Annotated in this window: 34 protein-coding genes; 1 reads left to right on the top strand and 33 read right to left on the bottom strand. The window is 39.0% G+C overall.

The features are described from left to right. Positions 1-964: 964 nt before the first annotated feature. The 32 genes from prfA to OXU93_RS04100 all read right to left on the bottom strand — a co-directional run bounded on the left by prfA (position 965) and on the right by OXU93_RS04100 (position 18,871). The gene (prfA, locus tag OXU93_RS04255) at positions 965-2,077 is read right to left on the bottom strand and encodes a peptide chain release factor 1 (protein WP_267384691.1); all 1,113 of its coding nucleotides are present in this window, start codon (positions 2,075-2,077) and stop codon (positions 965-967) included. Between the two features lie 513 nt (positions 2,078-2,590). After that, the gene (rpmE, locus tag OXU93_RS04250; RefSeq protein ID WP_267384689.1) at positions 2,591-2,848 is read right to left on the bottom strand and encodes a 50S ribosomal protein L31; all 258 of its coding nucleotides are present in this window, start codon (positions 2,846-2,848) and stop codon (positions 2,591-2,593) included. Positions 2,849-2,898: 50 nt separating this feature from the next. Further along, positions 2,899-3,312: a 30S ribosomal protein S9 gene (gene rpsI, locus OXU93_RS04245; RefSeq protein ID WP_267384688.1), complete on the bottom strand. Its 414-nt coding sequence runs from the start codon at positions 3,310-3,312 to the stop codon at positions 2,899-2,901. After that, positions 3,312-3,770, bottom strand: a complete 459-nt coding sequence (gene rplM, locus OXU93_RS04240; protein ID WP_267384687.1) for a 50S ribosomal protein L13 — start codon at positions 3,768-3,770, stop codon at positions 3,312-3,314. The genes rpsI and rplM overlap by 1 nt, the downstream gene beginning before the upstream one ends. A 31-nt stretch (positions 3,771-3,801) precedes the next feature. Next, positions 3,802-4,701: a tRNA pseudouridine(38-40) synthase TruA gene (gene truA / locus OXU93_RS04235; RefSeq protein WP_267384686.1), complete on the bottom strand. Its 900-nt coding sequence runs from the start codon at positions 4,699-4,701 to the stop codon at positions 3,802-3,804. Positions 4,702-4,728: 27 nt separating this feature from the next. Then, positions 4,729-5,079 (bottom strand): 50S ribosomal protein L17, encoded by a 351-nt coding sequence (gene rplQ / locus OXU93_RS04230; RefSeq protein ID WP_267384685.1) that lies wholly within the window; start codon positions 5,077-5,079, stop codon positions 4,729-4,731. A gap of 94 nt (positions 5,080-5,173) precedes the next feature. Further along, positions 5,174-6,118 carry a DNA-directed RNA polymerase subunit alpha gene (locus OXU93_RS04225; RefSeq protein WP_267384683.1) on the bottom strand — a complete coding sequence of 315 codons (945 nt, stop codon included), beginning with the start codon at positions 6,116-6,118 and terminating at the stop codon, positions 5,174-5,176. Positions 6,119-6,216: 98 nt separating this feature from the next. After that, positions 6,217-6,609 carry a 30S ribosomal protein S11 gene (gene rpsK, locus OXU93_RS04220; protein WP_267384681.1) on the bottom strand — a complete coding sequence of 131 codons (393 nt, stop codon included), beginning with the start codon at positions 6,607-6,609 and terminating at the stop codon, positions 6,217-6,219. 48 nt (positions 6,610-6,657) lie between these two features. Continuing rightward, on the bottom strand, positions 6,658-7,041 hold the full coding sequence (gene rpsM / locus OXU93_RS04215; RefSeq protein ID WP_267384680.1) for a 30S ribosomal protein S13: 384 nt from the start codon (positions 7,039-7,041) through the stop codon (positions 6,658-6,660). A 71-nt stretch (positions 7,042-7,112) separates the two neighbouring features. Further along, positions 7,113-7,226: a 50S ribosomal protein L36 gene (rpmJ, locus tag OXU93_RS04210; protein WP_015145004.1), complete on the bottom strand. Its 114-nt coding sequence runs from the start codon at positions 7,224-7,226 to the stop codon at positions 7,113-7,115. A 116-nt stretch (positions 7,227-7,342) separates the two neighbouring features. Then, complete coding sequence (gene infA, locus OXU93_RS04205) at positions 7,343-7,570, bottom strand: translation initiation factor IF-1 (protein WP_085433775.1); 228 nt, start codon at positions 7,568-7,570, stop codon at positions 7,343-7,345. Positions 7,571-7,721: 151 nt separating this feature from the next. After that, the gene (locus OXU93_RS04200) at positions 7,722-8,285 is read right to left on the bottom strand and encodes an adenylate kinase (RefSeq protein WP_267384676.1); all 564 of its coding nucleotides are present in this window, start codon (positions 8,283-8,285) and stop codon (positions 7,722-7,724) included. An 83-nt stretch (positions 8,286-8,368) separates the two neighbouring features. Then, complete coding sequence (gene secY, locus OXU93_RS04195; RefSeq protein ID WP_267384675.1) at positions 8,369-9,685, bottom strand: preprotein translocase subunit SecY; 1,317 nt, start codon at positions 9,683-9,685, stop codon at positions 8,369-8,371. A 78-nt stretch (positions 9,686-9,763) separates the two neighbouring features. After that, positions 9,764-10,210, bottom strand: a complete 447-nt coding sequence (gene rplO / locus OXU93_RS04190) for a 50S ribosomal protein L15 (RefSeq protein WP_267384674.1) — start codon at positions 10,208-10,210, stop codon at positions 9,764-9,766. A 78-nt stretch (positions 10,211-10,288) separates the two neighbouring features. Then, a complete protein-coding gene (gene rpsE, locus OXU93_RS04185; RefSeq protein ID WP_267384673.1) occupies positions 10,289-10,810 on the bottom strand; it encodes a 30S ribosomal protein S5 in 522 nt (173 codons plus the stop codon). A gap of 38 nt (positions 10,811-10,848) precedes the next feature. After that, positions 10,849-11,211, bottom strand: coding sequence for a 50S ribosomal protein L18 (gene rplR, locus OXU93_RS04180; RefSeq protein WP_267384672.1), 363 nt, complete (start codon positions 11,209-11,211; stop codon positions 10,849-10,851). 2 nt (positions 11,212-11,213) lie between these two features. Next, the gene (gene rplF / locus OXU93_RS04175; RefSeq protein ID WP_267384671.1) at positions 11,214-11,753 is read right to left on the bottom strand and encodes a 50S ribosomal protein L6; all 540 of its coding nucleotides are present in this window, start codon (positions 11,751-11,753) and stop codon (positions 11,214-11,216) included. Between the two features lie 55 nt (positions 11,754-11,808). Next, complete coding sequence (gene rpsH / locus OXU93_RS04170; RefSeq protein WP_267384670.1) at positions 11,809-12,210, bottom strand: 30S ribosomal protein S8; 402 nt, start codon at positions 12,208-12,210, stop codon at positions 11,809-11,811. A 90-nt stretch (positions 12,211-12,300) separates the two neighbouring features. Beyond that, on the bottom strand, positions 12,301-12,843 hold the full coding sequence (gene rplE, locus OXU93_RS04165) for a 50S ribosomal protein L5 (RefSeq protein WP_267384669.1): 543 nt from the start codon (positions 12,841-12,843) through the stop codon (positions 12,301-12,303). Between the two features lie 103 nt (positions 12,844-12,946). Further along, entirely contained in the window at positions 12,947-13,297 is a 351-nt protein-coding gene (rplX, locus tag OXU93_RS04160; RefSeq protein WP_267384668.1) for a 50S ribosomal protein L24, read from the bottom strand. Further along, positions 13,298-13,666 carry a 50S ribosomal protein L14 gene (gene rplN, locus OXU93_RS04155; RefSeq protein WP_267384667.1) on the bottom strand — a complete coding sequence of 123 codons (369 nt, stop codon included), beginning with the start codon at positions 13,664-13,666 and terminating at the stop codon, positions 13,298-13,300. A 16-nt stretch (positions 13,667-13,682) separates the two neighbouring features. After that, positions 13,683-13,925 (bottom strand): 30S ribosomal protein S17, encoded by a 243-nt coding sequence (gene rpsQ, locus OXU93_RS04150; RefSeq protein ID WP_267384665.1) that lies wholly within the window; start codon positions 13,923-13,925, stop codon positions 13,683-13,685. Between the two features lie 9 nt (positions 13,926-13,934). Continuing rightward, positions 13,935-14,201 carry a 50S ribosomal protein L29 gene (rpmC, locus tag OXU93_RS04145; protein WP_267384663.1) on the bottom strand — a complete coding sequence of 89 codons (267 nt, stop codon included), beginning with the start codon at positions 14,199-14,201 and terminating at the stop codon, positions 13,935-13,937. 4 nt (positions 14,202-14,205) lie between these two features. Further along, positions 14,206-14,625, bottom strand: coding sequence for a 50S ribosomal protein L16 (gene rplP / locus OXU93_RS04140; protein WP_267384662.1), 420 nt, complete (start codon positions 14,623-14,625; stop codon positions 14,206-14,208). A 103-nt stretch (positions 14,626-14,728) separates the two neighbouring features. Further along, positions 14,729-15,454 carry a 30S ribosomal protein S3 gene (rpsC, locus tag OXU93_RS04135; RefSeq protein ID WP_267384661.1) on the bottom strand — a complete coding sequence of 242 codons (726 nt, stop codon included), beginning with the start codon at positions 15,452-15,454 and terminating at the stop codon, positions 14,729-14,731. Positions 15,455-15,470: 16 nt separating this feature from the next. Next, the gene (gene rplV / locus OXU93_RS04130) at positions 15,471-15,836 is read right to left on the bottom strand and encodes a 50S ribosomal protein L22 (protein ID WP_267384660.1); all 366 of its coding nucleotides are present in this window, start codon (positions 15,834-15,836) and stop codon (positions 15,471-15,473) included. A gap of 69 nt (positions 15,837-15,905) precedes the next feature. Beyond that, on the bottom strand, positions 15,906-16,187 hold the full coding sequence (gene rpsS / locus OXU93_RS04125) for a 30S ribosomal protein S19 (RefSeq protein WP_267384658.1): 282 nt from the start codon (positions 16,185-16,187) through the stop codon (positions 15,906-15,908). A 63-nt stretch (positions 16,188-16,250) separates the two neighbouring features. Next, on the bottom strand, positions 16,251-17,081 hold the full coding sequence (gene rplB / locus OXU93_RS04120; RefSeq protein ID WP_267384656.1) for a 50S ribosomal protein L2: 831 nt from the start codon (positions 17,079-17,081) through the stop codon (positions 16,251-16,253). A gap of 104 nt (positions 17,082-17,185) precedes the next feature. After that, complete coding sequence (locus OXU93_RS04115) at positions 17,186-17,488, bottom strand: 50S ribosomal protein L23 (protein ID WP_267384655.1); 303 nt, start codon at positions 17,486-17,488, stop codon at positions 17,186-17,188. Continuing rightward, positions 17,481-18,113 (bottom strand): 50S ribosomal protein L4, encoded by a 633-nt coding sequence (rplD, locus tag OXU93_RS04110; protein WP_267384654.1) that lies wholly within the window; start codon positions 18,111-18,113, stop codon positions 17,481-17,483. Before rplD ends, OXU93_RS04115 begins: the two co-directional genes overlap by 8 nt. A 19-nt stretch (positions 18,114-18,132) precedes the next feature. Beyond that, on the bottom strand, positions 18,133-18,771 hold the full coding sequence (gene rplC / locus OXU93_RS04105) for a 50S ribosomal protein L3 (protein WP_267384653.1): 639 nt from the start codon (positions 18,769-18,771) through the stop codon (positions 18,133-18,135). Beyond that, positions 18,746-18,871, bottom strand: a complete 126-nt coding sequence (locus OXU93_RS04100) for a hypothetical protein (RefSeq protein ID WP_267384652.1) — start codon at positions 18,869-18,871, stop codon at positions 18,746-18,748. The genes rplC and OXU93_RS04100 overlap by 26 nt, the downstream gene beginning before the upstream one ends. A 1,067-nt stretch (positions 18,872-19,938) precedes the next feature. Between OXU93_RS04100 and dusA the strand changes: the two genes are divergently transcribed. Beyond that, the gene (dusA, locus tag OXU93_RS04095; protein ID WP_267384651.1) at positions 19,939-20,934 is read left to right on the top strand and encodes a tRNA dihydrouridine(20/20a) synthase DusA; all 996 of its coding nucleotides are present in this window, start codon (positions 19,939-19,941) and stop codon (positions 20,932-20,934) included. A 658-nt stretch (positions 20,935-21,592) separates the two neighbouring features. Here dusA and OXU93_RS04090 read toward each other — a convergent pair. Further along, positions 21,593-22,555: a hypothetical protein gene (locus tag OXU93_RS04090; protein WP_267384650.1), complete on the bottom strand. Its 963-nt coding sequence runs from the start codon at positions 22,553-22,555 to the stop codon at positions 21,593-21,595. Positions 22,556-22,596: the final 41 nt, after the last annotated feature.

The raw sequence follows: 22,596 nt of genomic DNA, 5'->3' as shown, positions 1-22,596 counted from the left end.
GTAACCCCTGACCAATGTGGTCCAAACATTTGTCAACTAGATAACCTTGGGAAATAACTCAATGTGCTGTTAGGAATGTAGTATTGATTCCCAAAATATATAGGTTATGAATTTGATTCACTTGTAGAAATTTATAGAAATCAGTGCGAACAGCACACTTATCAATTTTAGTAGTAACTTCATAAACCACTAACTGAAAGAATTCTTTTAACAATTTTCATATATTGACAATAATCAATATACTAACAATTCAACTAACGAAATGAGTGACGACAATTCTAACTCCGGACAAAATAACCCTAGCCGATTCCATAGCAGCTGCCATCATATAAAAATGTCAACTTAATGTTGACATCGCTGCTGGAGTAAACCCTAAAATATTACTCAAGTTATGTTCTACATTTTCCATCAAAGTAACTGATTTGTACAGAAGTCGGGTAGTGTTATAGTGATGTCCATAACCTATAATAGAATATTTATTTTGGGGAGTAGTATAATTATAATGAAGTGTTATTTAGAATAGATACATAATTGAAAAGACACTTCATATGGTTTTAATTATATTTATTTTTTTAAAAAAATTGATAATTTTTATTTATCAAATCTAACCTATAATGTACTATAGTTAATCTGGATTCAATAGATTTATAGATACACTATAGTTTCTATGCTATTGTTTAGCTTATTATTTTGGTAAGTATTGCTAACGTTAGTAGAAACTCAGCATTAATTTTAAAAAAGACAATCAAGACTTGATATTAAGAACATTAAATTCCGTGACTATAGTTAATAAAATAGGTAAAAACACCATCTGCTCTAACTACTAAGCACCAATTTGTATCAATATAAATGAACATTCTTTTTGCTTTTGATTAATTTATTTTTAATATAAAAGACCATTTCTAATCCTATTAGACATAAAAATGTTTGATTTTTGTTAACGATTTAGACATTATCAAGCCTACTAATTGATTGCATCGGCTATTTCTGGAGAAGTTGCTAATTCTTCTAAACGTTCCTGTTGATCCTGACTAATACAGATTTGGATGATATCCTCAATATCTCCTTCCAAAGCTCCCCCAAGAGCAAAATTCTGACCTAAGCGATGATCCGTTATCCGGTTGTCTTTGTAATTGTAAGTCCTAATCTTCTCAGAACGTGCCCCGGTTCCCACCTGAGACTTACGCATCGAACTAACCGCGTTTTGTTGTTCCCGTAACTTTACTTCGTATAATTTTGCTCGCAAAATTTGCATTGCTCGTTCACGGTTTTGTAGCTGTGATCGCTCCTCTGTGCAGAAGATACGAATACCTAAAGGCTTATAGAATAAATCCACTGCCGTTTCTACTTTGTTAACATTCTGTCCTCCTGCCCCCCCTGAACGTGCTGTTGATATCTCAATATCTTTGGGATCAATTTCAATTTCTACTTCATCTACTTCCGGCATAATTGCCACTGTTGCAGTTGAAGTATGAACTCGTCCTCCTGCTTCTGTCACAGGTACACGCTGTACTCTATGGACTCCAGCCTCAAATTTAAGTTTACTATAAACTTGTTCTCCCTGAATTTCAAGAATGGCTTCCTTAAACCCACCCATATCCGCCAAAGATTCACTTACTAGTTTAACTACCCATTTCTGATCTTCTGCATAACGAGAATACATCCGTACTAAATCACCAGCCCAGATACTAGCTTCATCACCTCCAGTACCAGCGCGGATTTCTAACATAATGTTTTTATCATCGTTGGGATCACGAGGAAGTAACATGATTTTTAGCTTTTTTTCTAAATTTTCTGACTTGTTTTGTAATTCCTCTACTTCTAGCGAAGCTATTTCTCTCATCTCGAGATCACCCCCGGCATCTTTAAGAATTTGCTTAGCCCCCGTTAATTCTTCTTGATTTTTTTTCCAAGCCTCATAAGTGAGAACAGTGTCTTCTAAAGATGAACGAGCTTTAGCCACCCGTTGAAGTTCATCAGGGTTAGTGGCAATGTCAGGATCTGCCAAACGGTGAGTTAATTCTTCATAGGCCTGCTCGACAGATCGTAACTTTTCTAATAAATAGGACTCAGCCATAAGATTCTCTTAACTTTAATACTTCTAATTTAACAATAACAAGATTATGTCAAGGATTTTGTTTTCAAGCCGGTTTGAATTAATTTAAAAATTACGATATCTGTTTAGTATATTGAAGATGGTAATATTTTCAGTGTTTCTCGGAGTAATTAAGCAAGCTCCTAGTAATCAACTATTTTTTTGCCTATGTGATTGATGATATGACTGGAAAATAATATAGGATAGAATCTTTTGAAATAATCTCAACTGAAGAGTTTCTGTCCGACTCAATTAGTCAATAACCTATTAACTAGCACACACAATCACTTCACGAGAGTGATTGTGTCCTTGACAATTTCTGCTGGATTGTATTAAATCTACCCAAAATGTCAAGAGCAAAATTGATGATTTGCGATCATATCTTACTCAAGTTTGGTTAACTACTGCTTGTATTCTAGAAGCAACACATTATATTGAAAACCGTGGACTCAGCATAACTTATGCTGAGTCCACGGTTTTCAATATAATGTGTTGCTATTTTTGGGAAGCATCAGACTTTTTTTGAGATTTTTTATTGCCTCCTTTACCAAAGTTCCCATACCGTTTTTGGAAACGATCAATTCGTCCTTCCGTATCAATCATTTTTTGAGTTCCAGTATAAAAAGGGTGATTTCCCGACCAAACTTCCACATTAATTTCGGGTTGAGTCGAGCCTACTGTCATAACGACTTCCCCATTGCAAATTACTTTTGATTCAGGATACCAAGTGGGATGAATGTTTGGTTTAGCCATAAAACTCCTTTTACTATGATTGATTAATAATCCCTAACAAGATGGGTAAACTATCGTTTTGAGTATTGCGGAGCCTTACGCGCTTTATGTAAGCCGTATTTCTTCCGTTCTTTTGCTCTAGGATCACGAGTTAAATACCCTTCAACTTTTAAGGGTTGGCGATTTTCGGGAGCCAACTCACATAATGCTCTCGCCACCCCCAATTTAACAGCATCCGCTTGACCGGTCAATCCTCCTCCATGAGAGGTAACTAGAATATCATAATTATTCTCTAACCCCAAGGTTTCCAATGGAGCTTTGATTGACTGGATATAGGAGGCAATTCGGTTAAAGTAAATGTTACCAGGTTTTCCGTTGACAGTGAGTCCGCCACTGCCAGGTATCAACCTAACCCTTGCGATCGCCGACTTACGACGTCCGGTTCCCCAATAAACAACTTTATCTTCAGATGCAGTAGTTTGCATTAATTTTTTCCTCCATTAGGAATAGTGTTAACATTAAGTGGCTTAGGCTGTTGTGCTTGATGAGGATGAATTTCTCCGGAATACACTTTGAGTTTTGTAAATAACTTACGACCCAAGGCGTTCTTTGGTAGCATGCCCTTGACAGCTTTTTCGACAATTCTCTCAGGAATACGGGACTGAAGTTTTTCAAAGGTCTCTATTTTCATTCCCCCTGGTCGTCCAGAATGACGACGGTATAGTTTCTGGGAATTTTTTTTACCAGTTACCATAACCTTTTCGGCATTGACTACAATAACAAAGTCTCCTGTGTCCATATGGGGAGCGAAGGTTGGTTTATTTTTTCCTCGTAAAACTTTTGCAATTTCACAGGCTAAACGCCCCAAACGTTGGTCCGTTGCATCGACAACATACCATTCGTGTTCAATATTTTCTAGAGTTGAAGTTAGGGTTTTATTCATGGATAACTCAGTGAGTAATTTAAGAGAAAGTTTATTTTATTGAGTCTTCTAGGGACTGATGGCACAAATCCATAGGCCGCTCATCCACGGAAAACTGTGGTACAGAATTTTGATGAAATACAAAAAATGGTTGAGTATCAAACCAAACACTAGAAGGAAAAGGAAAATTTTGATAACCGACCCTCAGCAAACACAATCCTTTAGCTGGAGCAGAATACTTAACTTCTTCTCTTCTTTGATTCATCCAAATATCGGTAAATTCGTCGGCAGAACGCTTACCACTGCCTACTTCAACTAATATCCCTACTAATAAACGTACCATCCCATACAAAAAACCATTGGCCTGAATTTCTATATGAACAAAAGGCCCTTGCCGATAACAATGAGCCGCTTGAATTTCAACCCAATAATGTTCACGATGGGAACCAGTACGACAAAAAGCCGCTAGGTGATGTTTTCCCATCAATGGTTTCAGAGCTCTGTTCATTAGAGATTCATCTAAGGGTGAATGATAATAGTGCCAACTAAAGGGTTTTATGAATAGGTTGGGCAGATTTTCTGTATAGAGAGTATAGCGATAGCGTCGCCACTGAGCTGAAAAACGAGCATGCCAGTTTTTAGCAACAAGGGCTGAGGCTCGAATGAGAATATCTTCATGCAGACGGGAATTGATAATCTTTGCCCATCGAGTGGCAGGAATGGGACTAGAACAATCAAAGTGAGCCACCTGAGCAGCTGCATGTACTCCAGCATCTGTTCGTCCTGCACCGTGCAAGGTAACTCTAGTTTCAAGAACTTGCGCAATAACTGTTTCGATTTCTGCTTGAATAGTTCGCTGATTAGGCTGCCATTGCCAACCATGAAAGCAACTCCCTAGATACTGAATAACCAGGGCAACTCTTTGTTTTTCTTGTGGTTGGGTCCGGTTCATAAACTCGGCAACAAATTTCAAAACAATTTAGACAAGCTCGATAATGGCCATTTCCGCGTTATCTCCGCGACGGCGTAAAGTGCGAGCGACCCGAGTGTAACCACCATTACGATTACTATAGCGATCTTTTGCTTCTGCAAATAGGGCATGGACCAATTGCTTATCGTAAATATAGCCCATTGCTCTGCGTCTAGCTGCCAAAGAGCCATCTTTGGCTAAAGTAATCATTCTTTCCACTTCAGAGCGCACTGCTTTAGCTCTAGTTTTAGTAGTTGTGATTTGACCGTGACGAATCAACTCCGTTGTGAGTGCTCGCAACAAAGCTTTTCGTTGGTCTGCTGGCTTGCCCAATTGGGGGACACGACATTGATGACGCATAACTCTTACTCCTCCTAAAGTAAAGTGTAATGTAATGGATCAAGTTTAAGTCCTCAGATTTTTGTCGTGCAACACTATAATCTGAAGACTTAAATCATGGCTTAGCTTTTTCCTGAGGTAAGGTAATGCCCAAGCGTTTTTGTAATGCTTCAATCACTTCTTCTGCAGATTTCTGCCCAAAATTCTTGATCTCAAGAAGATCTTCTTGACTATAATCCAATAAATCTGCGACTGTGTTTATCTGTGCCCTTTTCAGACAATTGTAAGCTCGCACCGAAAGTTGCAGTTCTTCGATAGGAATCTGACTTTGAGGATTATCGTCGTCTTGATAATCAGGGGGACTAGTTTCAAGTTGATTGAGATCTTTAAGAGGACTAAATAAGTCCACTACAATCTCTGCTGCCTCAGAAAGAGCATCTTTTGGATTAAAACTGCCATTTGTCCAGATCTCTAAAATAAGTCTATCTTTAGGTTCAGTCCCATCTCCCCTAATGTCTTCTACACTATAATTAACTTTGGTGACCGGCATGAAAACTGCATCGATTTGTAAGAAATCCAGAGAAGAAGATTCATCTTTCTGACGAGAAATTCCTTTATATCCGGTTCCTTTTTCAACTCGAAACTCCATCTCCAACTTTGCCCCTTCTGTCAGAGTAGCAATGTACTGGGTCGGATCAATAGCCTCTACTTCTGAGGGTAACTCGAAATTAGCCGCAGTTACGGTGGCAGCCCCTGTCGCTACTAAACGACCAATTTGCGGCTGATCACTATAACTTTTAAGGACAATTTCTTTCATGTTTAACATGATCTCCAATACATCCTCTCTAACCCCTGGAATGGTTGCAAATTCGTGGTTAACTCCTGCAATACGAATTGCCGTGACCGATGTTCCCTCTAAATTAGCTAGTAATACTCGTCTTAGAGCATTACCCATCGTTGTTCCTTGTCCTCGTTCTAGAGGTTCTAGGATAAACTTACTGTATTGACTCTGGTTCTTTTGAGTCTTAGACTCAATACACTCAATTTGAAACTGCGCCACGACCATGACCTCCCTTCATTGTCAAATGCCTCTAAGACGCGGATCAGCGCCTTGTCCAACGTCAACTTTTGTATCTTTAAAAGATTCACGACCGTTGGCTAAACTCGGCGTCGTTTTGGTGGACGACAGCCATTGTGAGGTATAGGAGTAACGTCGCGAATAAGGGTAATTTCTAGCCCTGCGCCTTGAAGAGCACGAATAGCTGTTTCACGTCCTGCTCCCGGACCACTGACCATAACTTCAATTTGCCGCATTCCTTGATCAATCGCTCGTCGACCAGCTGAATCGGCCGCAGTCTGTGCCGCAAAGGGAGTCCCTTTTTTTGCTCCCTTAAAACCGCTTGAGCCAGCTGATGCCCAAGAAACGACATCACCTTTTGTATCAGCAATGGTAACGATAGTATTATTGAAGGTAGATTGGATGTGAGCAATGCCATTAGGAACATTTTTTTTCTGCTTCTTTGCACCGCTTTTTTTTGTTGGTCGCGCCATAGTTCTTTACTGAATTTTCTGTCTAACTCAATTACCAATAGAAACCTATTATTTTTTAGAGGGGGCCTTTTTCTTCCCAGCAACGGTAAGTCTTCTACCGCGACGAGTACGAGCATTGGTTCTAGTACGTTGTCCCCGCACTGGTAGCCCTTGGCGATGACGACGACCTCTATAGGTACCAATATCTGCTAGGCGCTTGATGTTCATCGCCTCCCAACGTCTCAAATCCCCTTCGATTTGATAGTTAGTTTCGATGTAAGCACGCAAAGCGGCAACCTCTTCATCGCTTAAATCTCTAACCCGAGTATCGGGATTAACTCCTGTTTCTGCTAAAATTTTTTGAGACCTCGATAGACCGATGCCAAATAAATAAGTTAGACTAATCTCCACCCGTTTATCCCGAGGCAGGTCTACCCCAGCTATCCTTGCCACGTTTTTTCTCCCTCTACAATATTGCTGTTTGCGTTTTTAGAAATTGTTTCATTCTTGTATAACTACAACGACTAACCTTGACGTTGTTTGTGTTTAGGATTGGTACAAATGACCATCACCCGCCCACGCCGTCGGATAACCCGACATTTTTCACACATTTTCTTTACTGATGCTCTAACTTTCATTTTAGTTTCTACAGCTTCGACTGCAAGCTTATTATTATAACAATAATTGTCTTCAAATTTAGTCAATGTAACAATTTTCTTAAGGAATTGTTATCGAGCTTCAGCCAAATGATCCCTTATTTTTTCGTCTTTAGCCGATAAGTAATTCTCCCCTTAGTTAGATCGTAAGGAGTTAATTCAACCTTAACGCGATCACCTGGCAGAATTTTAATATAGTTACGACGTATTTTCCCTGAAATATGAGCTAACACATTAAATCCGTTATCAAGATCAACTCTAAACATAGCATTAGGGAGAGATTCTGTTACTGTTCCCTCCATTTCAATTAAATCTTGTTTAGACAAAAGATTAAGCCTCAAATGGTACACTAAAAATAGGAATTAGTTAATTTCAGTAGTCAAACGTGTGAGCGCTATAGTTCATACTCTCCGCTCATCTTATCAAAAATTTTGAGGTCGCGGAGTTCATCAATTTAGGTTTAACTCTATCGCTCAATCAAATGGTAATAACCTCTTTCAAAGAGGCAGTTACTTCTTCTAGTGTGTGGTTTCCATCCACAGAAGTTAACCGACAATGTTGTCGATAATAATCAATAACTGGCTGTGTTTTCTCTCGATAAACTTCTAATCGACGACGAATGGTTTCTGCAGTATCGTCTTTACGACCCCTTAATAGAAGTCGTTCAACAAGCCGCTTATCGGATACTTCCAAATTGATAACTTGTTCCGAAAATTTCCCTAACTCTAATAAAAGTTTATCCAAAAAAGTTGCCTGGGAAACGTTCCGGGGAAAACCATCTAAAATCCATCCACTTTGGATATCATTCTGGTTAAATCGTTCTCTAATTAAGTCTAACAGTAACTCGTCAGGCACTAACTCTCCTTGATAAACGTAAAATTGAGCTTTTTCTCCTAATTCTGTCTTTTTACTGATTGCTTCCCTTAATATTTCTCCGGTTGAGATATGGGGCATTGCTAATTGTTTTGATAAAAGTTGGGCTTGGGTTCCTTTTCCTGAACCCGGAGGTCCTAAAAAAATTAATCCCTTTGCATGACTCATAACTATTGTTGATCTCGAGGTTAGTTAAGCTTTATCAAAAATAGGGAATGGGGGTAATTGAATTGCCCTATTTTCTAAATCATCTACTGTTTAATCATTCCCTCATATCTTTGAGAGATAACATAAGTTTGAATTTGTTTAGCGGTATCAATAGCGACCCCCACGAGAATTAAAAGGGAAGTTGCACCCAATCCCCGAAAGGTTGTCACCCCAGTTGCTCCTTCAACTAGAGTTGGTACGGTTGCGACAATGCTTAAAAAGATTGCCCCGAGGAAAGTTAGACGATTGAGAACTCCCTCTAAATATTGTTTCGTTTTATCTCCTGGACGAATCCCTGGAATACTTGCTCCCATTTTCTTAAGATTTTTAGATACATCTTCGGGATTCATGATTAGGGAAGCATAGAAATAACTAAAAAATAGAATTAACAATGAGTAAACTCCGATGTAACTCCAAGTTCCAGGACGCAGGGTATTAGCTATCCGAACTAATATTTGACTGACTGGTCCTTGATTACTAAAAAATCCTGCTAAGGACTGAGGTAAAATCAAAACAGCGGAAGCAAAAATAATTGGCATTACTCCGCCTTGATTCAACCTTAGAGGTAAATAACTAGTTCTTTCCCTGTACAATCTTCTGCCTACTTGACGGCGAGCTGAAATGATGGGAATACGTCTGGTTCCTTCCTGAACAAATACAATCCCCACAATCATGACCAGAAATACTAACAAAAGAATAATGACTTGAGCTACAGCTTGCTGTCCGCCTGTTTGAGCATAGTCTATTGTATTGCCTAAGGTTCTTGGTAGACTCGCAACAATATTGACAAAAATCAATAAAGATGCACCATTGCCAATTCCTCGTTCAGTAATAATTTCTGATACCCACATGACAAACATTGAGCCAGCAGTTAGAGCTAAAACCGTTTCGGGGATAAACCAGAACTGGTTATTAAGGGCATACTGTCTCAATAGACCAACAGTAATGCCAGAACTCTGAACAATACACCAACCTAGGGCAACATAACGAGTTATCTGTGAAATTTTGCGTCTTCCTGCTTCTCCTTCATTTTTTTGTAAATCTTCTAAAGCAGGGATGGCAGCCGTTAATAGCTGCATGATAATGGATGCATTAATAAACGGGAGAATTCCTAAGGCAAAGATTCCTAAGGCAGCAATCCCTCCCCCCGTAAAAATATCCAAAAAACCTAAAATAGGGCTATTGCTAATAGCGGCGGCAAAGGCTTCACGATCAATTCCTGGAATGGGGATAAAAATCCCAAAACGAATCAAAATCAATAATCCAATGGTTATCAAAAGCCGACCTCGAAGACCGGCTGCTTGAGCCATTTGTAAAAATGTCTCTTGTGCTGTAGGTGTTTTATCTCGACTGACAACCATTAATGGCTACCTCAGTTATCAATGATCAATTATTACTTATCAATTATTAATCGTTTTCGGTATTTTTTGGAGAAATTTTTAAGATAACTCTTGCCAACTTCCTCCAGCTGTTTCTATTTTTTTCTTGGCACTTTTCGTAAAAGCTGCTGCTTTAATTACCAAAGATCTGTCCAGTTTTCCATTTCCCAATACTTTTAATGGACCATCATTACTGGTAACAACCCCTTGCTCGAGTAAACTTTCTAGAGTAACTTCGGTTTGAGGAAGCAGAGAATTCAATTTATCTAGATTAATAATGGTATAGTTATGGGGATTAACTATGGGAAAGTGTTTTAATTTTGGAATACGGCGATATAGTGGCATTTGTCCCCCTTCAAATCCAGGCTTTGTACCCGTCCCTGAGCGAGATTTTTGCCCCCGCATTCCAAAACCACAACTTGCTCCTTGTCCGGCAGAAATTCCCCGTCCAACACGACGACGACGTCTTTTGGAGCCTTCTTTTGGTACGGCTTCATTAATTTTCATAATTTTCTTTGTTTTGGATATTTAACTTTTAGCGAGTCATATTTCCTGATCCCTTGACAATCCATTGGAGTCTAGGAATTAGGTGTAAAGATATTCCAGGGGAACACCCCGCTCCTGTGCGACATCGGAGAAAGTCCGAATGCCTTCAAGCGCGTTAATCACAGCTCTAGCATTGTTGAGAGGATTACTCGAACCAAGTTGTTTGGCCAGAATATTTTTTACACCTGCTAATTCCAAGACAGTACGCACAGCTCCCCCTGCAATTACTCCTGTACCGGGAGCAGCAGGTCTAACAACAACTTTAGCTCCACCAGAAATACCTTTAGCAATATGGGTAACAGAGCTAGCTTTGTTTAAAGATACTTCTATTAATTGTTTCTTCCCGTCAGCAACTCCTTTACGAACTGCTCCAATAACATCTCCGGCTTTGCCAACACCAACGCCGACTTGTCCGTTTTCATTGCCGACGACGACGATAGCTCGAAAACTAAGTTTTTTACCGCCTTTAACAACTTTACTAACCCGACGAATTTGAATTACCCGTTCTTGCCAGTTGGTCTCTTTTGCTTTTGTTCGGCTGCCTTTACGACGCTTTGCCATAATTTCTACCCTTACATTGAGATATTATTTCGTTGTGTTTAAAACTGTAATCCAGCTTCACGAGCTGCATCTGCCAATGCTTTAACTCGCCCATGGTAAAGATTCCCCCCTCGATCAAAGACAACTTTTTCAATTCCCTTATTGATAGTCCGTTGAGCAATCAATTTACCTACTGCAGCTGATGCTTCACAAGTAGACCCTGAAAACAAAGATTTCTTCAAAACTGGTTCTAAAGTTGAGGCAGCAGCCAAGGTTTGCTGATCTATATCATCAATAACTTGAGCATAGATATGCTGATTAGAACGGAAAACTGCCAGACGAGGGCACTCGGTCGTACCGCTTACTTTTTTGCGAATTCGTCGATGGCGACGTTGAACTGATTGTCTACGCGTGAGTTTCATATTTATTTTTTACCTGCCTTACCTGCCTTACGTCTGACAAATTCGCCCATATAACGAATACCTTTGCCTTTATAAACTTCTGGTGGACGTACAGCACGAATCTGGGCTGCAACATTTCCCACAATTTCTTTATTTATGCCGCTGACCACCACTTGGGTGTTGTTTTCAACTACTACTTGAATCCCTTGGGGCATAATCATTTCAACGGGTTTGCTATAGCCCACGTTCAGAATAAGTTTGCTTCCCTGGGCTTGAGCTCGATAGCCCACTCCCTGGATGCTAAGGCGTTTTTCAAAACCTTTAGATACTCCTTCAACCATATTTGCGACAAGGGTACGACTAAGTCCATGACGTTCTCTGGCAGTACGAGAATTATCTGCTCGTTCTATCAACAGAGTGTCTGATTCTTTAACCACCTTGACTTTTTCGGAAAGGGTTATATCTAACGATCCTTTAGGTCCTTTGGCTGCTATATATTGCCCGTTGATCTCGATGGTCACTTTATTAGGAATGAGAATTGGGCGTTTACCAATACGAGACATAGGTTTAATTACCAATTATCAGTTATAAATTATCAGTTACTGTTTACTGAAAACGCTACCAAATGTAGCATAAGATTTCGCCACCCACATTTTGACGTCTTGCTTCTCGGTCAGTCATAACACCTTTGGAGGTAGAAATGATTGCAATACCAATGCCGCCGAGTACTCTAGGCAAGTCCTTCCGTTTAGAATAGACTCGTAATCCTGGTTTACTTGCCCGCTTAAGCATATTTATAATGGGTTGACGGCTTTTGTCTTTGTACTTCAGAGTCAGGACAAGAAATTGTTTAACTCCTTCTCCAGTTTCTTTAAAGTCTTCAATAAAGCCCTCTTCCTTGAGAACTTGAGCAATGCTGCGGGTCATTTTTGTGGTCGGCACATGGGTAGTGGGATGCCGTACGGCACAAGCATTGCGGATGCGAGTGAGCATATCTGAGATAGTATCGTTAGGTGCCATTATTGCTTAAGGTGAATTTCTCCTATAAGGTCGCTGATTAACCACAATTGCTAGCAAGCGGGCTTCATATGAAGCGGAGCAATATGGTGACTACTTGCGGAAGGGCATTCCCATTTCTTTGAGTAAAGTGCGCCCTTCCTCATCAGTCTTTGCCGTGGTAATAATTGAGACATCCATCCCCCGAATTTGGTCGATGGTGTCATAGTCAATCTCAGGAAAGATAAGTTGTTCGCGGATGCCTAGACTATAGTTCCCTCGCCCGTCAAAACTTTTGTCACTGATACCGCGAAAGTCTCTAATTCTAGGCAACGCCAAGTTAATCAGACGATCTAAGAAGGCATACATACGATCTGACCGCAGGGTAACCATGACCCCGACAGGCATTCCTTCGCGAATTTTAAAGCCAGCAATCGCTTTTTTTGCTCGGGTAACGACGGGCTTTTGTCCGGTAATAGTGGACAGTTCATTAATGGAAGACTCTAGAGCTTTGGCATTTTGAGATGCCTCTCCTAATCCTCTATTAACAGTAACTTTAACTACTTTAGGAACTTGGTGAATATTTTTGTACCCAAACTGTTCTTTGAGTTTCGGGACAATGGTGTCTTGATAAAAAATTTTCAGGCGTTGAGTCATGGTATTTTATCCTTGATTTCCCTGGGCTTGGTCAGGAAAAGAATTAATCATTGATCAATGAACTGGTTAACTATCCAGGGATAATAATTAGTTTTTGCTCATACTAGTCAATAACTTCCCCAGTTTTCTTAAGCATCCGCACTTTACGACCCTCTTCGGTGAGAGTGTAACAAATTCGGCTAGCAACTTTTTCTTTAGTGGAGTACAACATGACGTTAGAACTATGAATCGGTGCTTCAAAAGTAGTAATTTGCCCGGATTCTCCTTCCTGTTGAGGTTTAACGTGTTTTGTTTTCACATTAACTCCTTGGATAATAACCTTACTGGTCTTAGGATTTACTTTAATGATCTTCCCAACCTTTCCTTGATCTTGACCAGAAATTACTTGAACGGTGTCTCCTGTTCTGACGTGCATTCTATGTCGTTGGGGCTTTTCTTTTTTTTTATTACTCATTTAGAGCACCTCCGGAGCCAGAGAAACAATTTTGGTAAAGTTTTTATCGCGTAGTTCCCGCGCAACTGGTCCAAAAACACGGGTTCCTCTTGGATTATCGTCGCTATTGATAATAACAGCAGCGTTATCGTCAAATCGTATACTCATCCCGCTTGCCCGCTTTTGTGGTTGGCGAGTTCGTACAATTACAGCTCTGACGATATCAGAGCGTTTAATTGGCATATTAGGAATGGCGTCTTTGACGACGGCAATAATGACATCGCCAATTCCGCCATAGGTGACGTTTCCGGTTCCTAAAACTCGCAAACACATTAATTTACGAGCGCCACTATTATCAGCGACATTAAGATAGGTTTGCTGTTGAATCACAGGGCTAACAAAAGAACTAATGGGACGTTAAGATTTCTGCAACTACCCAGCGTTTGGTTTTGCTGAGGGGTCTGGTTTCTCGAATACGAACTCGATCACCTTCTTGGCATTGATTTTCTTGATCGTGAGCTTTAAATTTGTTCGTTTTCACGACAATTTTTCGATATTTTGGATGAGGAGAACGGTTTTCGACAGCAACAACAACGGTTTTATCCATTTTGTCACTGACGACAACTCCTACTCTTTCTTTCACTGCCATGATTTGTTTTTATTTCTCCTCTGAGGTTTGTTCTGGGGGGGTGATTTCCGTCTTTGGCGATACATTTAAGTGATTTGCCTGAATTTGACGTTCTCGTTCCACGGTGAGAAGTTGCGCTAAACGATGGCGTGTATGTTTGAATTCATGAGGTTTTTCTAAGCGACGGGTGGCCTGTTGAAATCTCAGGTTAAATAACTGACGTTTAGTAGCTAAAATTTCATCAACCAATTCTTCATCCCTAAGCTTTCTCACATTTTCTATTTTAGGTAGTGGCATAGCCTTAGGTATATTCCTCCTCTTTTGTGATAAATTTTGTTTTGATGGGTAATTTTTGAGCCGCTAATCTCATGGCTTCTCGCGCAATCGGTTCAGCCACTCCCGACAATTCAAACATAATACGACCAGGTTTAACTACAGCCACCCAGTATTCTGGATTGCCTTTACCTGAGCCCATCCTAGTCTCTGCAGGGCGCATAGTAACTGGTTTATCAGGAAAAACTCTAATCCAAATTTTCCCACCCCTTTTGATATAACGGGTCATGGCACGTCGAGCAGCTTCGATTTGGCGGGAGGTAATCCAACAGGGCTCAGTGGCTTGCAAGGCATACTCACCAAAATTAAGGGTATTACCCCGATAGGCCATACCTCTCATGCGCCCTCGCTGCTGTTTCCGAAATTTAGTTCTTCTAGGACTAAGCATTGTGGTTATCCGTTATCATTTCATAGTTAGTCGTTAGTAATTAATAACTATTAAATAGTCCACTATCGACTACATCATTTCCTTAGATAGTGTCAACTTACTCTTACTCTTCACTTGAGCGATCCTCAAATTGTTGACGGCGGCGTTGACGGCGGGGTGTCTGAGTAGGTATGGGAACAGCTTGTTCCTCTTGACCAGGAATAATTTCTCCTTTAAAGATCCAAACCTTGACACCCAAGATACCATAGATAGTTTGAGCAGTACGATAAGAATAGTCAATATCGGCCCGGAGAGTATGCAGAGGAACCCGCCCCTCTCTTACCCATTCAGTTCTAGCTATCTCTGCTCCGTTAAGGCGGCCTCCAACTTGAATTTTGATGCCTTTTACTTCTGCCCGTTGTGCCCGTTGAATAGCCTGACGGACTACACGACGGAAGGAGACTCTTCGCTCAAGCTGTTGGATAATATACTCAGCAATCAAAGCTGCGTCAGCATCTACCCTAGATACTTCAATAACATTGATTCTAATTTGACGGTTGCCGCCTAATTCCTGTTGTAAGCCAACACGTAATTGTTCAATACCACTACCTCCTCGTCCAACAACAACTCCTGGGCGTGCTGTATGAATAGCGAGATCGATCTGATCAGCCTTGCGTTCAATACGAATACCAGAAATACCGGCATTACTAAGATTCTTAGTAATATAATCGCGAACTCGACGATCTTCTTGTAATAATTCTGGATAGTGCTTAGCATCAGCGTACCAACATGATTTATGTTCTTTTGTAACGCCGAGACGAAATCCGATTGGATGTATCTTTTGTCCCATATTAAGGAGGAAAGTATTAAGAGTTTTCGTTTACATTGGGTGCGACGGCAACTGTAATGTGACAGGTGGGTTTGCGAATTTGATAAGCTCGCCCTTGGGCTCTAGGTCGGTAGCGTTTTAGACTTGGACCACCATCAGCGTAGGCTTTACTGACCACTAAAGTTGTTCGATCTAATCCTTTGTTATGTTCTGCATTAGCTGCAGCCGAGCGCAGGACCTTAAGAATTGGATCACAAGCCCTGTAGGGCATGAACTCAAGAATAATTAAAGCCTCTCGGTAGGAACGCCCGCGAATCTGATCTAATACCCGTCGTACTTTTGCCGGTGACATTCGTATGTAACGAGCAAGCGCTTTTACTTCTACTGTCGTATCAACTGTCATTTTTTTAGTTAATAGTTAATAGTTAATAGTTAACAGTTAATAGCTTTTGACTATTGACTATTAGCTAGGTTATCGACGACCCGATTTTTTATCACTTTTGGCGTGTCCTCTAAAGGTTCGGGTGGGAGCGAATTCTCCCAATTTATGCCCCACCATCTGTTCTGACACAAAGATTGGAACATGTTGTTTCCCATTGTGTACGGCAATGGTATGACCAACCATCTGGGGAACGATAGTTGAAGCCCTTGACCAAGTTTTAATAACCTGTTTGTCTCCTTTTTCATTGAGTTTTTCAATTTTTGAGAGGAGACTGTCGGCAACAAACGGACCTTTTTTGAGAGAGCGACCCATAAGTAGTTCAATGGTAAAAATTCAGTGATTAATTTCCTAAAGGAATTACGTTTTTCAGTCAGATTATTTCGTGCGACGACGCACAATTAGTTTGGAACTCCTTTTTTTCTTATTGCGAGTTTTGGCTCCTAATGCAGGTTTTCCCCAGGGTGTCATCGGCCCACTACGACCAATGGGGGCACGCCCCTCTCCACCACCATGAGGGTGATCCACTGGGTTCATGACACTGCCTCTAACGTGAGGACGTCGTCCAATATGACGACTTCGTCCTGCTTTTCCAAGCTTGAGATTTCTAGCCTCAGTATTGCCTACTTTACCAATGGTGGCGTAACATTCTTTGCGGACCATTCGAACTTCTTTTGATGGCAATCTTAAGGTGACGTAGTCCCCCTCTTTAGCTACAACTTGAGCAGCTCCTCCGGCAGCACGTACTATTTGTCCTCCTTTACCTGGTGTTAGTTCAACATTATGAACCTCGGTTCCTAGAGGAATTCTGATAAGAGGTAAAGCATTACCTATCTCGAATGGAGCATTTTCCCCGGAAACCACCATGGTTCCCATAGTGATGCCAGAGGGGGCCAATATGTACCTCTTTTCTCCATCTTGGTAGAATAGAAGAGCAAGGCGGGCATTACGGTTAGGATCGTATTCAATAGCGGCGACTTTCGCTGGAATATTATGCTTGTCACGGCGAAAATCTATTAGGCGATAGCGACGCTTGTGTCCACCTCCCCGATGACGACTGGTAATTACTCCACGGTTATTGCGCCCTTTGGGATTGTGCTTGGATGTGGTTAATGATTTTTCCGGTTTACTTTTAGTAATTTCTGAGAAATCTGAAACAGATGCTTGTCTAGTACCCGGAGTGTAAGGCCGATAGGAACGAATACCCATAATGGTAGTTAATAGTTAATCGTTAGTAGTTGATGGTAAATACTTGGGTTTTTTAAACGCCTTCTTTAATATTTTTACATTGACTATCACGATTGATTGACTCTTTATACATCGGGAAACAAGACAATAGAGTCCCCCTCTTTTAAGGTGATAATCGCACGTTTATATAAGGGCTTATACCCAATGAATTTGCCCACTCTCTTTTTTTTGCGTGGTGGACGAGCTGTGTTCACCTTGACTACACTGACCTCAAACAAGCTTTCAATAGCGGCTTTAATTTGAGGCTTGGTTGATTTAGGAGCAACTTCAAAAACATATTTATTGTCTTCTAAAAGTAAAGTTGCTTTTTCGGTAACAATCGGCTTGAGGATTAAATCAGCCAAATCGCGAGGGTCATAGCTAGTCACTGTAAACCTCCTGTATTTTGCTTAAGGCTTCCGGGGTAGCGATAATTTTTTCGGCTACTAATAAATCATAAATATTTAAACTATCAGCCCTTAGTAGCTTGAGACAAGGAACATTACGAGCTGATAAGTAGACGTTATCGGGAATATCAGGCAATATCAAAATAATTGTTTTTCCTTGTTCTACTCCCCAACGACTCAAAGCTAAAACTAGTTCTTTAGTTTTGGGCTTGGTAAATTGAGCGGCAAAGTTTTCTACAATCACTAGGTCTTCAGAACGGCTCTGGAAGGCAGTTCTTAATGCTAAACGTCGCTCTTTGCGGTTCATCTTGATGTTGAAGTCCCTGGGTTTTGGTCCAAAAATGACTCCCCCACCCCTCCATAGAGGAGAACGATTAGAGCCTGCCCTAGCTCGTCCGGTTCCTTTTTGCCTCCAGGGTTTACGCCCACCTCCTCTAACTTCAGAACGAGTTTTACTTGAGGCAGTTCCTTGACGTCCGTTAGTACGTTGTCGAACTAAAGCACGATGAACTATATGAGCAGCATTTTCTTCTTTTGCTACTTTTAACTCTAAAGTAGCTTGACCTGTTTCTTCTCCTTGCCAGTTTTTAATGATACAATCAACCATTTTCAGTGATCACTCCTCTTTATTTACCGACTTTCTTAGTGGGAGTAATATTAAGTAAAGTTCCAGACTTACCCGGAATTGCTCCTCTAACAAGTATTAGGTTTTGTTCTCCATCAACTTGTACAACTTGAAGTTTGCGGATGGTGACTTGGGTTGCACCATATTGACCTGCCATACGTTTTCCTGGATAAACTCGCCCTGGAGTAGTTCCGGCTCCAGTAGATCCTGGAAGACGATGGTTTTTAGAACCGTGGGTCATATTTCCCCGTTTAAAGTTATGGCGTTTTTGATACCCAGCAAACCCACGACCGATACTTTTGCCGGCAATATCGACTAAATCACCTGTGTTGAATATGTCTGCTTTGATGGCATCCCCCAGCTGATATTGACTGGGGTCATCTAGCCTATATTCTTTTAGATGACGCAGAGGCGGCATCTCATTTTTGCTCAAATGTCCTAATTCAGCCTTGGTTAAAGCTTTTTCTTTTACTTCAACATACCCAAGTTGGATGGCACTATATCCATCCGTTTTAGATGTTTTGATTTGTGTGACGGTACATGGACCTGCTTGAACCACAGTGACGGGAATTGCGAGTCCCGTCTCCTGGTCGAAGATCTGGGTCATACCGAGCTTAGTTCCGAGGATACCAACAGCCACGGATTTTTCCCTCATTTATTGATACAATAAGTAAGCAGCAATCAATCAAAGCCAGAGGTGCGGGACAGAATATACGCGCTCCTCCGTCTCTGGGTGACATTTTGGATTCGGTATATCAAGAGTATGCTTGATTACACGTTTAACCAGCCGAACATAGTCTGGCTAAGGTCTTGGCGCCGTTTTTCCCCAAGACTTAGGGATAGTTTGTTTCCCCAGTATCTCTAAGGCGGCTTAAAACACTAAGCTGCTTTATGCTTCCACAGTACCTTATCAGCTAAGGTAACAGATATTATTCGTGACAATAGCTATTAACACTTTGTCCACAATTAAGTATTTTACAATTAAATGCTGATAAAAATCAACCCCTGGGCATAATCTGTTCGACGATAGAGATTTTTTAAACCATCAACAATAAATTGTTACTGAATTTATAAGGCTTAATTTATACAGGGCTTTCAGTTTCAGACATCAACGCAATAGAGAAAAAGAAATAAAAATTGCGCAACTATGCCTGTTACCTTTTACAGTAATGCTAAAGTATTTATGATTATAGAAAAATATTGTATTAACTATGTAACTCCAAATATTTCTGTTGTTTCTTCTTTCAAAGCCATCGGACTTTACTTTTATCCAAGTTTTAAGAGTTCGTCTCTTTAGATGCATTGCACCATAAGAGTAGTTTCCTTTGCTCAGTAAACTTGTTCATAATATCTTTACAAATATTTTCAGTATTCAGGTCAATATCTTTGTTAATTCTTTACATATTGAACAGACTTACTATTTATACTTTTTATTTCTAAATTCATACAAAATAGTGTTCTTATACAAGAACACTATTTTGTTGATTGACAACTATTTTAAAATCTAAGTTTTCCTATCTATTAAGGGTTATTTATATTCCTTTTTAGCCAACTTTGTTTATACTCTTAGTGGTTTTTTATAATTTTTATATTAAATATTGTATCTGATGAATATAAAAATATAGAGATGAATAACTACATTTCAAGATCTATACTTATCAAGATAGATCTTGAAATGTAGTTATTCGGGAAATAAACTATGGGAGAATAAATACAATTTAAAGTAATACTAGAATAGTCAACTAATTGTCTCAATACATTTAAAACTTAAAAATAAATACTCAATAATAGAGAATGGACTAATTCAATGACTGTTAATACTATAAATCAGAAGTCTTTAGGACCCCTGCTCAGTATCGCACCGATGATGGACCGGACTGATCGCCACTTCCGTTATTTTATGCGTCAGATAACTCGTTATACTCTGTTGTATACAGAGATGATTACAACCGCAGCTATTCATTATGGCGATCGCTCTAAGTTGCTTGGTTTTTCATTAGAAGAAAAACCTCTCTCTTTACAATTAGGAGGAGATAATCCACAAGAATTAGCAGAATGTAGTATTATTGCCGAAGATTTAGGATACGATGAAGTTAATTTGAATGTAGGTTGTCCTAGTGATCGTGTCCAAAGTGGCAACTTTGGAGCTTGTTTAATGGCACAACCTAAATTGGTAGCAAAGTGTATTGAAGCAATGCAAAAACGGGTTCATATCCCTGTAACAGTTAAACATCGTATTGGTATTGATGAGCGTGATCGCTATAAAGATCTCACTAACTTTGTTCGCATCGTTTCAGAAGCAGGATGTCAAAGGTTTATAGTTCATGCTCGTAAAGCTTGGTTAAGAGGATTAAGTCCTAAAGAGAATCGCACCCTTCCTCCCCTAAGATACGAAGATGTTTATCGTCTTAAGAAACAGTTTCCTCAACTTTTTATTGAAATTAATGGGGGGATTGTTACTATAGAAAAAATAAAAGAACATTTGCAGTTTGTAGATGGAGTTATGATTGGTCGCGCAGCATATGATAATCCTTATTTATTTGCTACAGTAGACCGGGATATCTATGGAAAGACAGTCACTCCATTAACGCGTCCTGAAATTATTGAAAAGATGTTTTCTTATATTGATTATTGGAGTAACAATGGTCTCAAACTTCACAGTATTAGTCGTCATTTATTAACTATTTTTGGAGGTATTTCAGGGACTAAGTCTTGGAAACGATATATTAGTGAAAATAGTCACTTACCTGGGGCAGATGTTAAGGTCATTAAGAGAGCATTAGCTAAAATTAGTGAACAGTAGACAATTAATAGTTTTAGTTTAAATATTCTAAAATAAAGTTATAGTTGACTTTAATGCATCCTCTTTAAGGATGATGTTAATTGTCAATTAGCTGATGTAAATTGTTATTTATTTTGTTTGAGCTAAAACTTGTAAACTTTTATAAAAACAATTTAAGATAATGTTGAAATTCCAGCTATAGCCATGCTTAGTAGACTCAATTCTTTTAAGATTAATAGTTGACAATTAAACAAATTATTTATAGCTAACAAATACACTGTTACTGGCTTTATTTTTTGTTCTATTTATTTTGATTAGATTAGGTTTATAATGCTTTATATTTTTTTGCTATTCAAAATTAACGACTGTTAAGTTATTCAATATTTATAGAAATTTGACTAATTTTTACTTTTATTGTTTAAAAAAATATTATCAGTTTTTAGACATTATTATGACGAAGTCTGTTTTTTGTTATTTCAACAAAGTACTGAATGTAATATGATTAAATAATTGTTTATTGCAGACTACTTATAAATGTCTATTGTTAAGATAATTTGTAATATATACTGTTAATTCTCCAGAATTAGAACTATAATTTTGACACAAAATAATCATAAATTATCTATCTTTTAAGGTATTAATGTATTTGCTAAATTAACAAATAAAAAATAACTAAAAATCAATAATCATGCCTATCGACTACAATAGAAAATTGATAATCAACTGTTTGCTTAGAACGAGAAACTATTATTATTTCATAATATCCAGTTTCAGGAAGTATTCCAGACCATTGATTTTCTTGAGAGTTTTCAATTAAGTTATTAGAACCTGTTGGAGAATAAATAGATAATAAAATATCTCGATTTGCTTTTAAGTAAAATTTCATTCGATCAGAAGCTTTTAAAAAAACAACATATGCTCTTCCTTCTCCTAATTGCAAAGTTGCTTCTCGTCGAATAACATCAGAACCTATAGCTACAAAAGAAAGGTTTTCATAACGTGAACCAGATTGTAGAGCTTGTAAAGTATCTAACATCATACCATTCCAAATTTGACCAATAGCTTTTTCAAAAAAGTGTGTATTTCTTTGTTTAGGAAATAACTGAAAAAAGCGAGTATTAACTAAGTTATAAAGAGCACGACTACTTAGATGTAAATTATTAACCTGTTGTTTCCAATAATGTCTATCATTTTGAGTATAAGTACCCATTCTTTGAACTGCTTCAGGGCTCAAAGAGTCTACAATATCAAGCAAATAAGCCGCAGCTTGATCCCTCTTATTTTGCCAGAAAGCATCGTCTGGATTACTACTCAAAGAACGACCTTTCTGACTAGGATATTGATTGTTAAAATATTCATCTACTAAGGTAGCAAATAAACTATAATTTAATCCTAAATTTCGGCAACGGCTACGTAACTTATTTTTACGTTGTAAGTCTTCATTATTAATATCAGAGATATTATTTTTATTAGACTTTGTTGAAAGAATTTCAATATTTTTTCCTGTATTAACTCCAATAACCCGAGAGATCCAAGCTTTTCCTGTAAACCATCCGAGAATTCCTGAAACAAGAATTAGAATTGTAAGAAAAATAAGTTTATTAAAAAAAACAGTGGCAGGTGTTTTGCGAGGACTGATCATGAAAGTTATTTCAGTATTTTTTTAGATAAAAGTTGAACAAA

The sequence above is a fragment of the Cyanobacterium sp. uoEpiScrs1 genome, assembly GCF_947331815.1.
Classification (GTDB): domain Bacteria; phylum Cyanobacteriota; class Cyanobacteriia; order Cyanobacteriales; family Microcystaceae; genus Rippkaea.
The sequence above is the reverse complement of the archived record's forward strand: the minus strand, read 5'-3'. Positions and strand labels throughout refer to the sequence as shown.

Bases quoted from the DNA above. Each gene is read 5' to 3' on its own strand.
- OXU93_RS04200 (WP_267384676.1), bottom strand. From the start codon at position 8,285: ATGAGTCATGCAAAGGGATTAATTTTTTTAGGACCTCCGGGTTCAGGA.
- secY (WP_267384675.1), bottom strand. From the start codon at position 9,685: ATGGTTGTCAGTCGAGATAAAACACCTACAGCACAAGAGACATTTTTA.
- rpsI (WP_267384688.1), bottom strand. From the start codon at position 3,312: ATGCAAACTACTGCATCTGAAGATAAAGTTGTTTATTGGGGAACCGGA.
- rplO (WP_267384674.1), bottom strand. From the start codon at position 10,210: ATGAAAATTAATGAAGCCGTACCAAAAGAAGGCTCCAAAAGACGTCGT.
- rpmJ (WP_015145004.1), bottom strand. From the start codon at position 7,226: ATGAAAGTTAGAGCATCAGTAAAGAAAATGTGTGAAAAATGTCGGGTT.
- rplP (WP_267384662.1), bottom strand. From the start codon at position 14,625: ATGCTTAGTCCTAGAAGAACTAAATTTCGGAAACAGCAGCGAGGGCGC.
- rplR (WP_267384672.1), bottom strand. From the start codon at position 11,211: ATGAAACTCACGCGTAGACAATCAGTTCAACGTCGCCATCGACGAATT.
- rpsS (WP_267384658.1), bottom strand. From the start codon at position 16,187: ATGGGTCGCTCTCTCAAAAAAGGTCCGTTTGTTGCCGACAGTCTCCTC.
- rpmC (WP_267384663.1), bottom strand. From the start codon at position 14,201: ATGCCACTACCTAAAATAGAAAATGTGAGAAAGCTTAGGGATGAAGAA.
- rplB (WP_267384656.1), bottom strand. From the start codon at position 17,081: ATGGGTATTCGTTCCTATCGGCCTTACACTCCGGGTACTAGACAAGCA.
- rpsH (WP_267384670.1), bottom strand. From the start codon at position 12,210: ATGGCACCTAACGATACTATCTCAGATATGCTCACTCGCATCCGCAAT.
- OXU93_RS04100 (WP_267384652.1), bottom strand. From the start codon at position 18,871: ATGTCACCCAGAGACGGAGGAGCGCGTATATTCTGTCCCGCACCTCTG.
- rplD (WP_267384654.1), bottom strand. From the start codon at position 18,113: ATGGTTGATTGTATCATTAAAAACTGGCAAGGAGAAGAAACAGGTCAA.
- rplF (WP_267384671.1), bottom strand. From the start codon at position 11,753: ATGTCTCGTATTGGTAAACGCCCAATTCTCATTCCTAATAAAGTGACC.
- rpsC (WP_267384661.1), bottom strand. From the start codon at position 15,454: ATGGGACAAAAGATACATCCAATCGGATTTCGTCTCGGCGTTACAAAA.
- rpmE (WP_267384689.1), bottom strand. From the start codon at position 2,848: ATGGCTAAACCAAACATTCATCCCACTTGGTATCCTGAATCAAAAGTA.
- rplE (WP_267384669.1), bottom strand. From the start codon at position 12,843: ATGACTCAACGCCTGAAAATTTTTTATCAAGACACCATTGTCCCGAAA.
- OXU93_RS04090 (WP_267384650.1), bottom strand. From the start codon at position 22,555: ATGATCAGTCCTCGCAAAACACCTGCCACTGTTTTTTTTAATAAACTT.
- dusA (WP_267384651.1), top strand. From the start codon at position 19,939: ATGACTGTTAATACTATAAATCAGAAGTCTTTAGGACCCCTGCTCAGT.
- rplX (WP_267384668.1), bottom strand. From the start codon at position 13,297: ATGAGTAATAAAAAAAAAGAAAAGCCCCAACGACATAGAATGCACGTC.
- truA (WP_267384686.1), bottom strand. From the start codon at position 4,701: ATGAACCGGACCCAACCACAAGAAAAACAAAGAGTTGCCCTGGTTATT.
- prfA (WP_267384691.1), bottom strand. From the start codon at position 2,077: ATGGCTGAGTCCTATTTATTAGAAAAGTTACGATCTGTCGAGCAGGCC.
- rpsK (WP_267384681.1), bottom strand. From the start codon at position 6,609: ATGGCGCGACCAACAAAAAAAAGCGGTGCAAAGAAGCAGAAAAAAAAT.
- rpsE (WP_267384673.1), bottom strand. From the start codon at position 10,810: ATGGCAAAGCGTCGTAAAGGCAGCCGAACAAAAGCAAAAGAGACCAAC.
- rplV (WP_267384660.1), bottom strand. From the start codon at position 15,836: ATGACAGTTGATACGACAGTAGAAGTAAAAGCGCTTGCTCGTTACATA.
- rplQ (WP_267384685.1), bottom strand. From the start codon at position 5,079: ATGCGTCATCAATGTCGTGTCCCCCAATTGGGCAAGCCAGCAGACCAA.
- rpsQ (WP_267384665.1), bottom strand. From the start codon at position 13,925: ATGGCAGTGAAAGAAAGAGTAGGAGTTGTCGTCAGTGACAAAATGGAT.
- rplM (WP_267384687.1), bottom strand. From the start codon at position 3,770: ATGAATAAAACCCTAACTTCAACTCTAGAAAATATTGAACACGAATGG.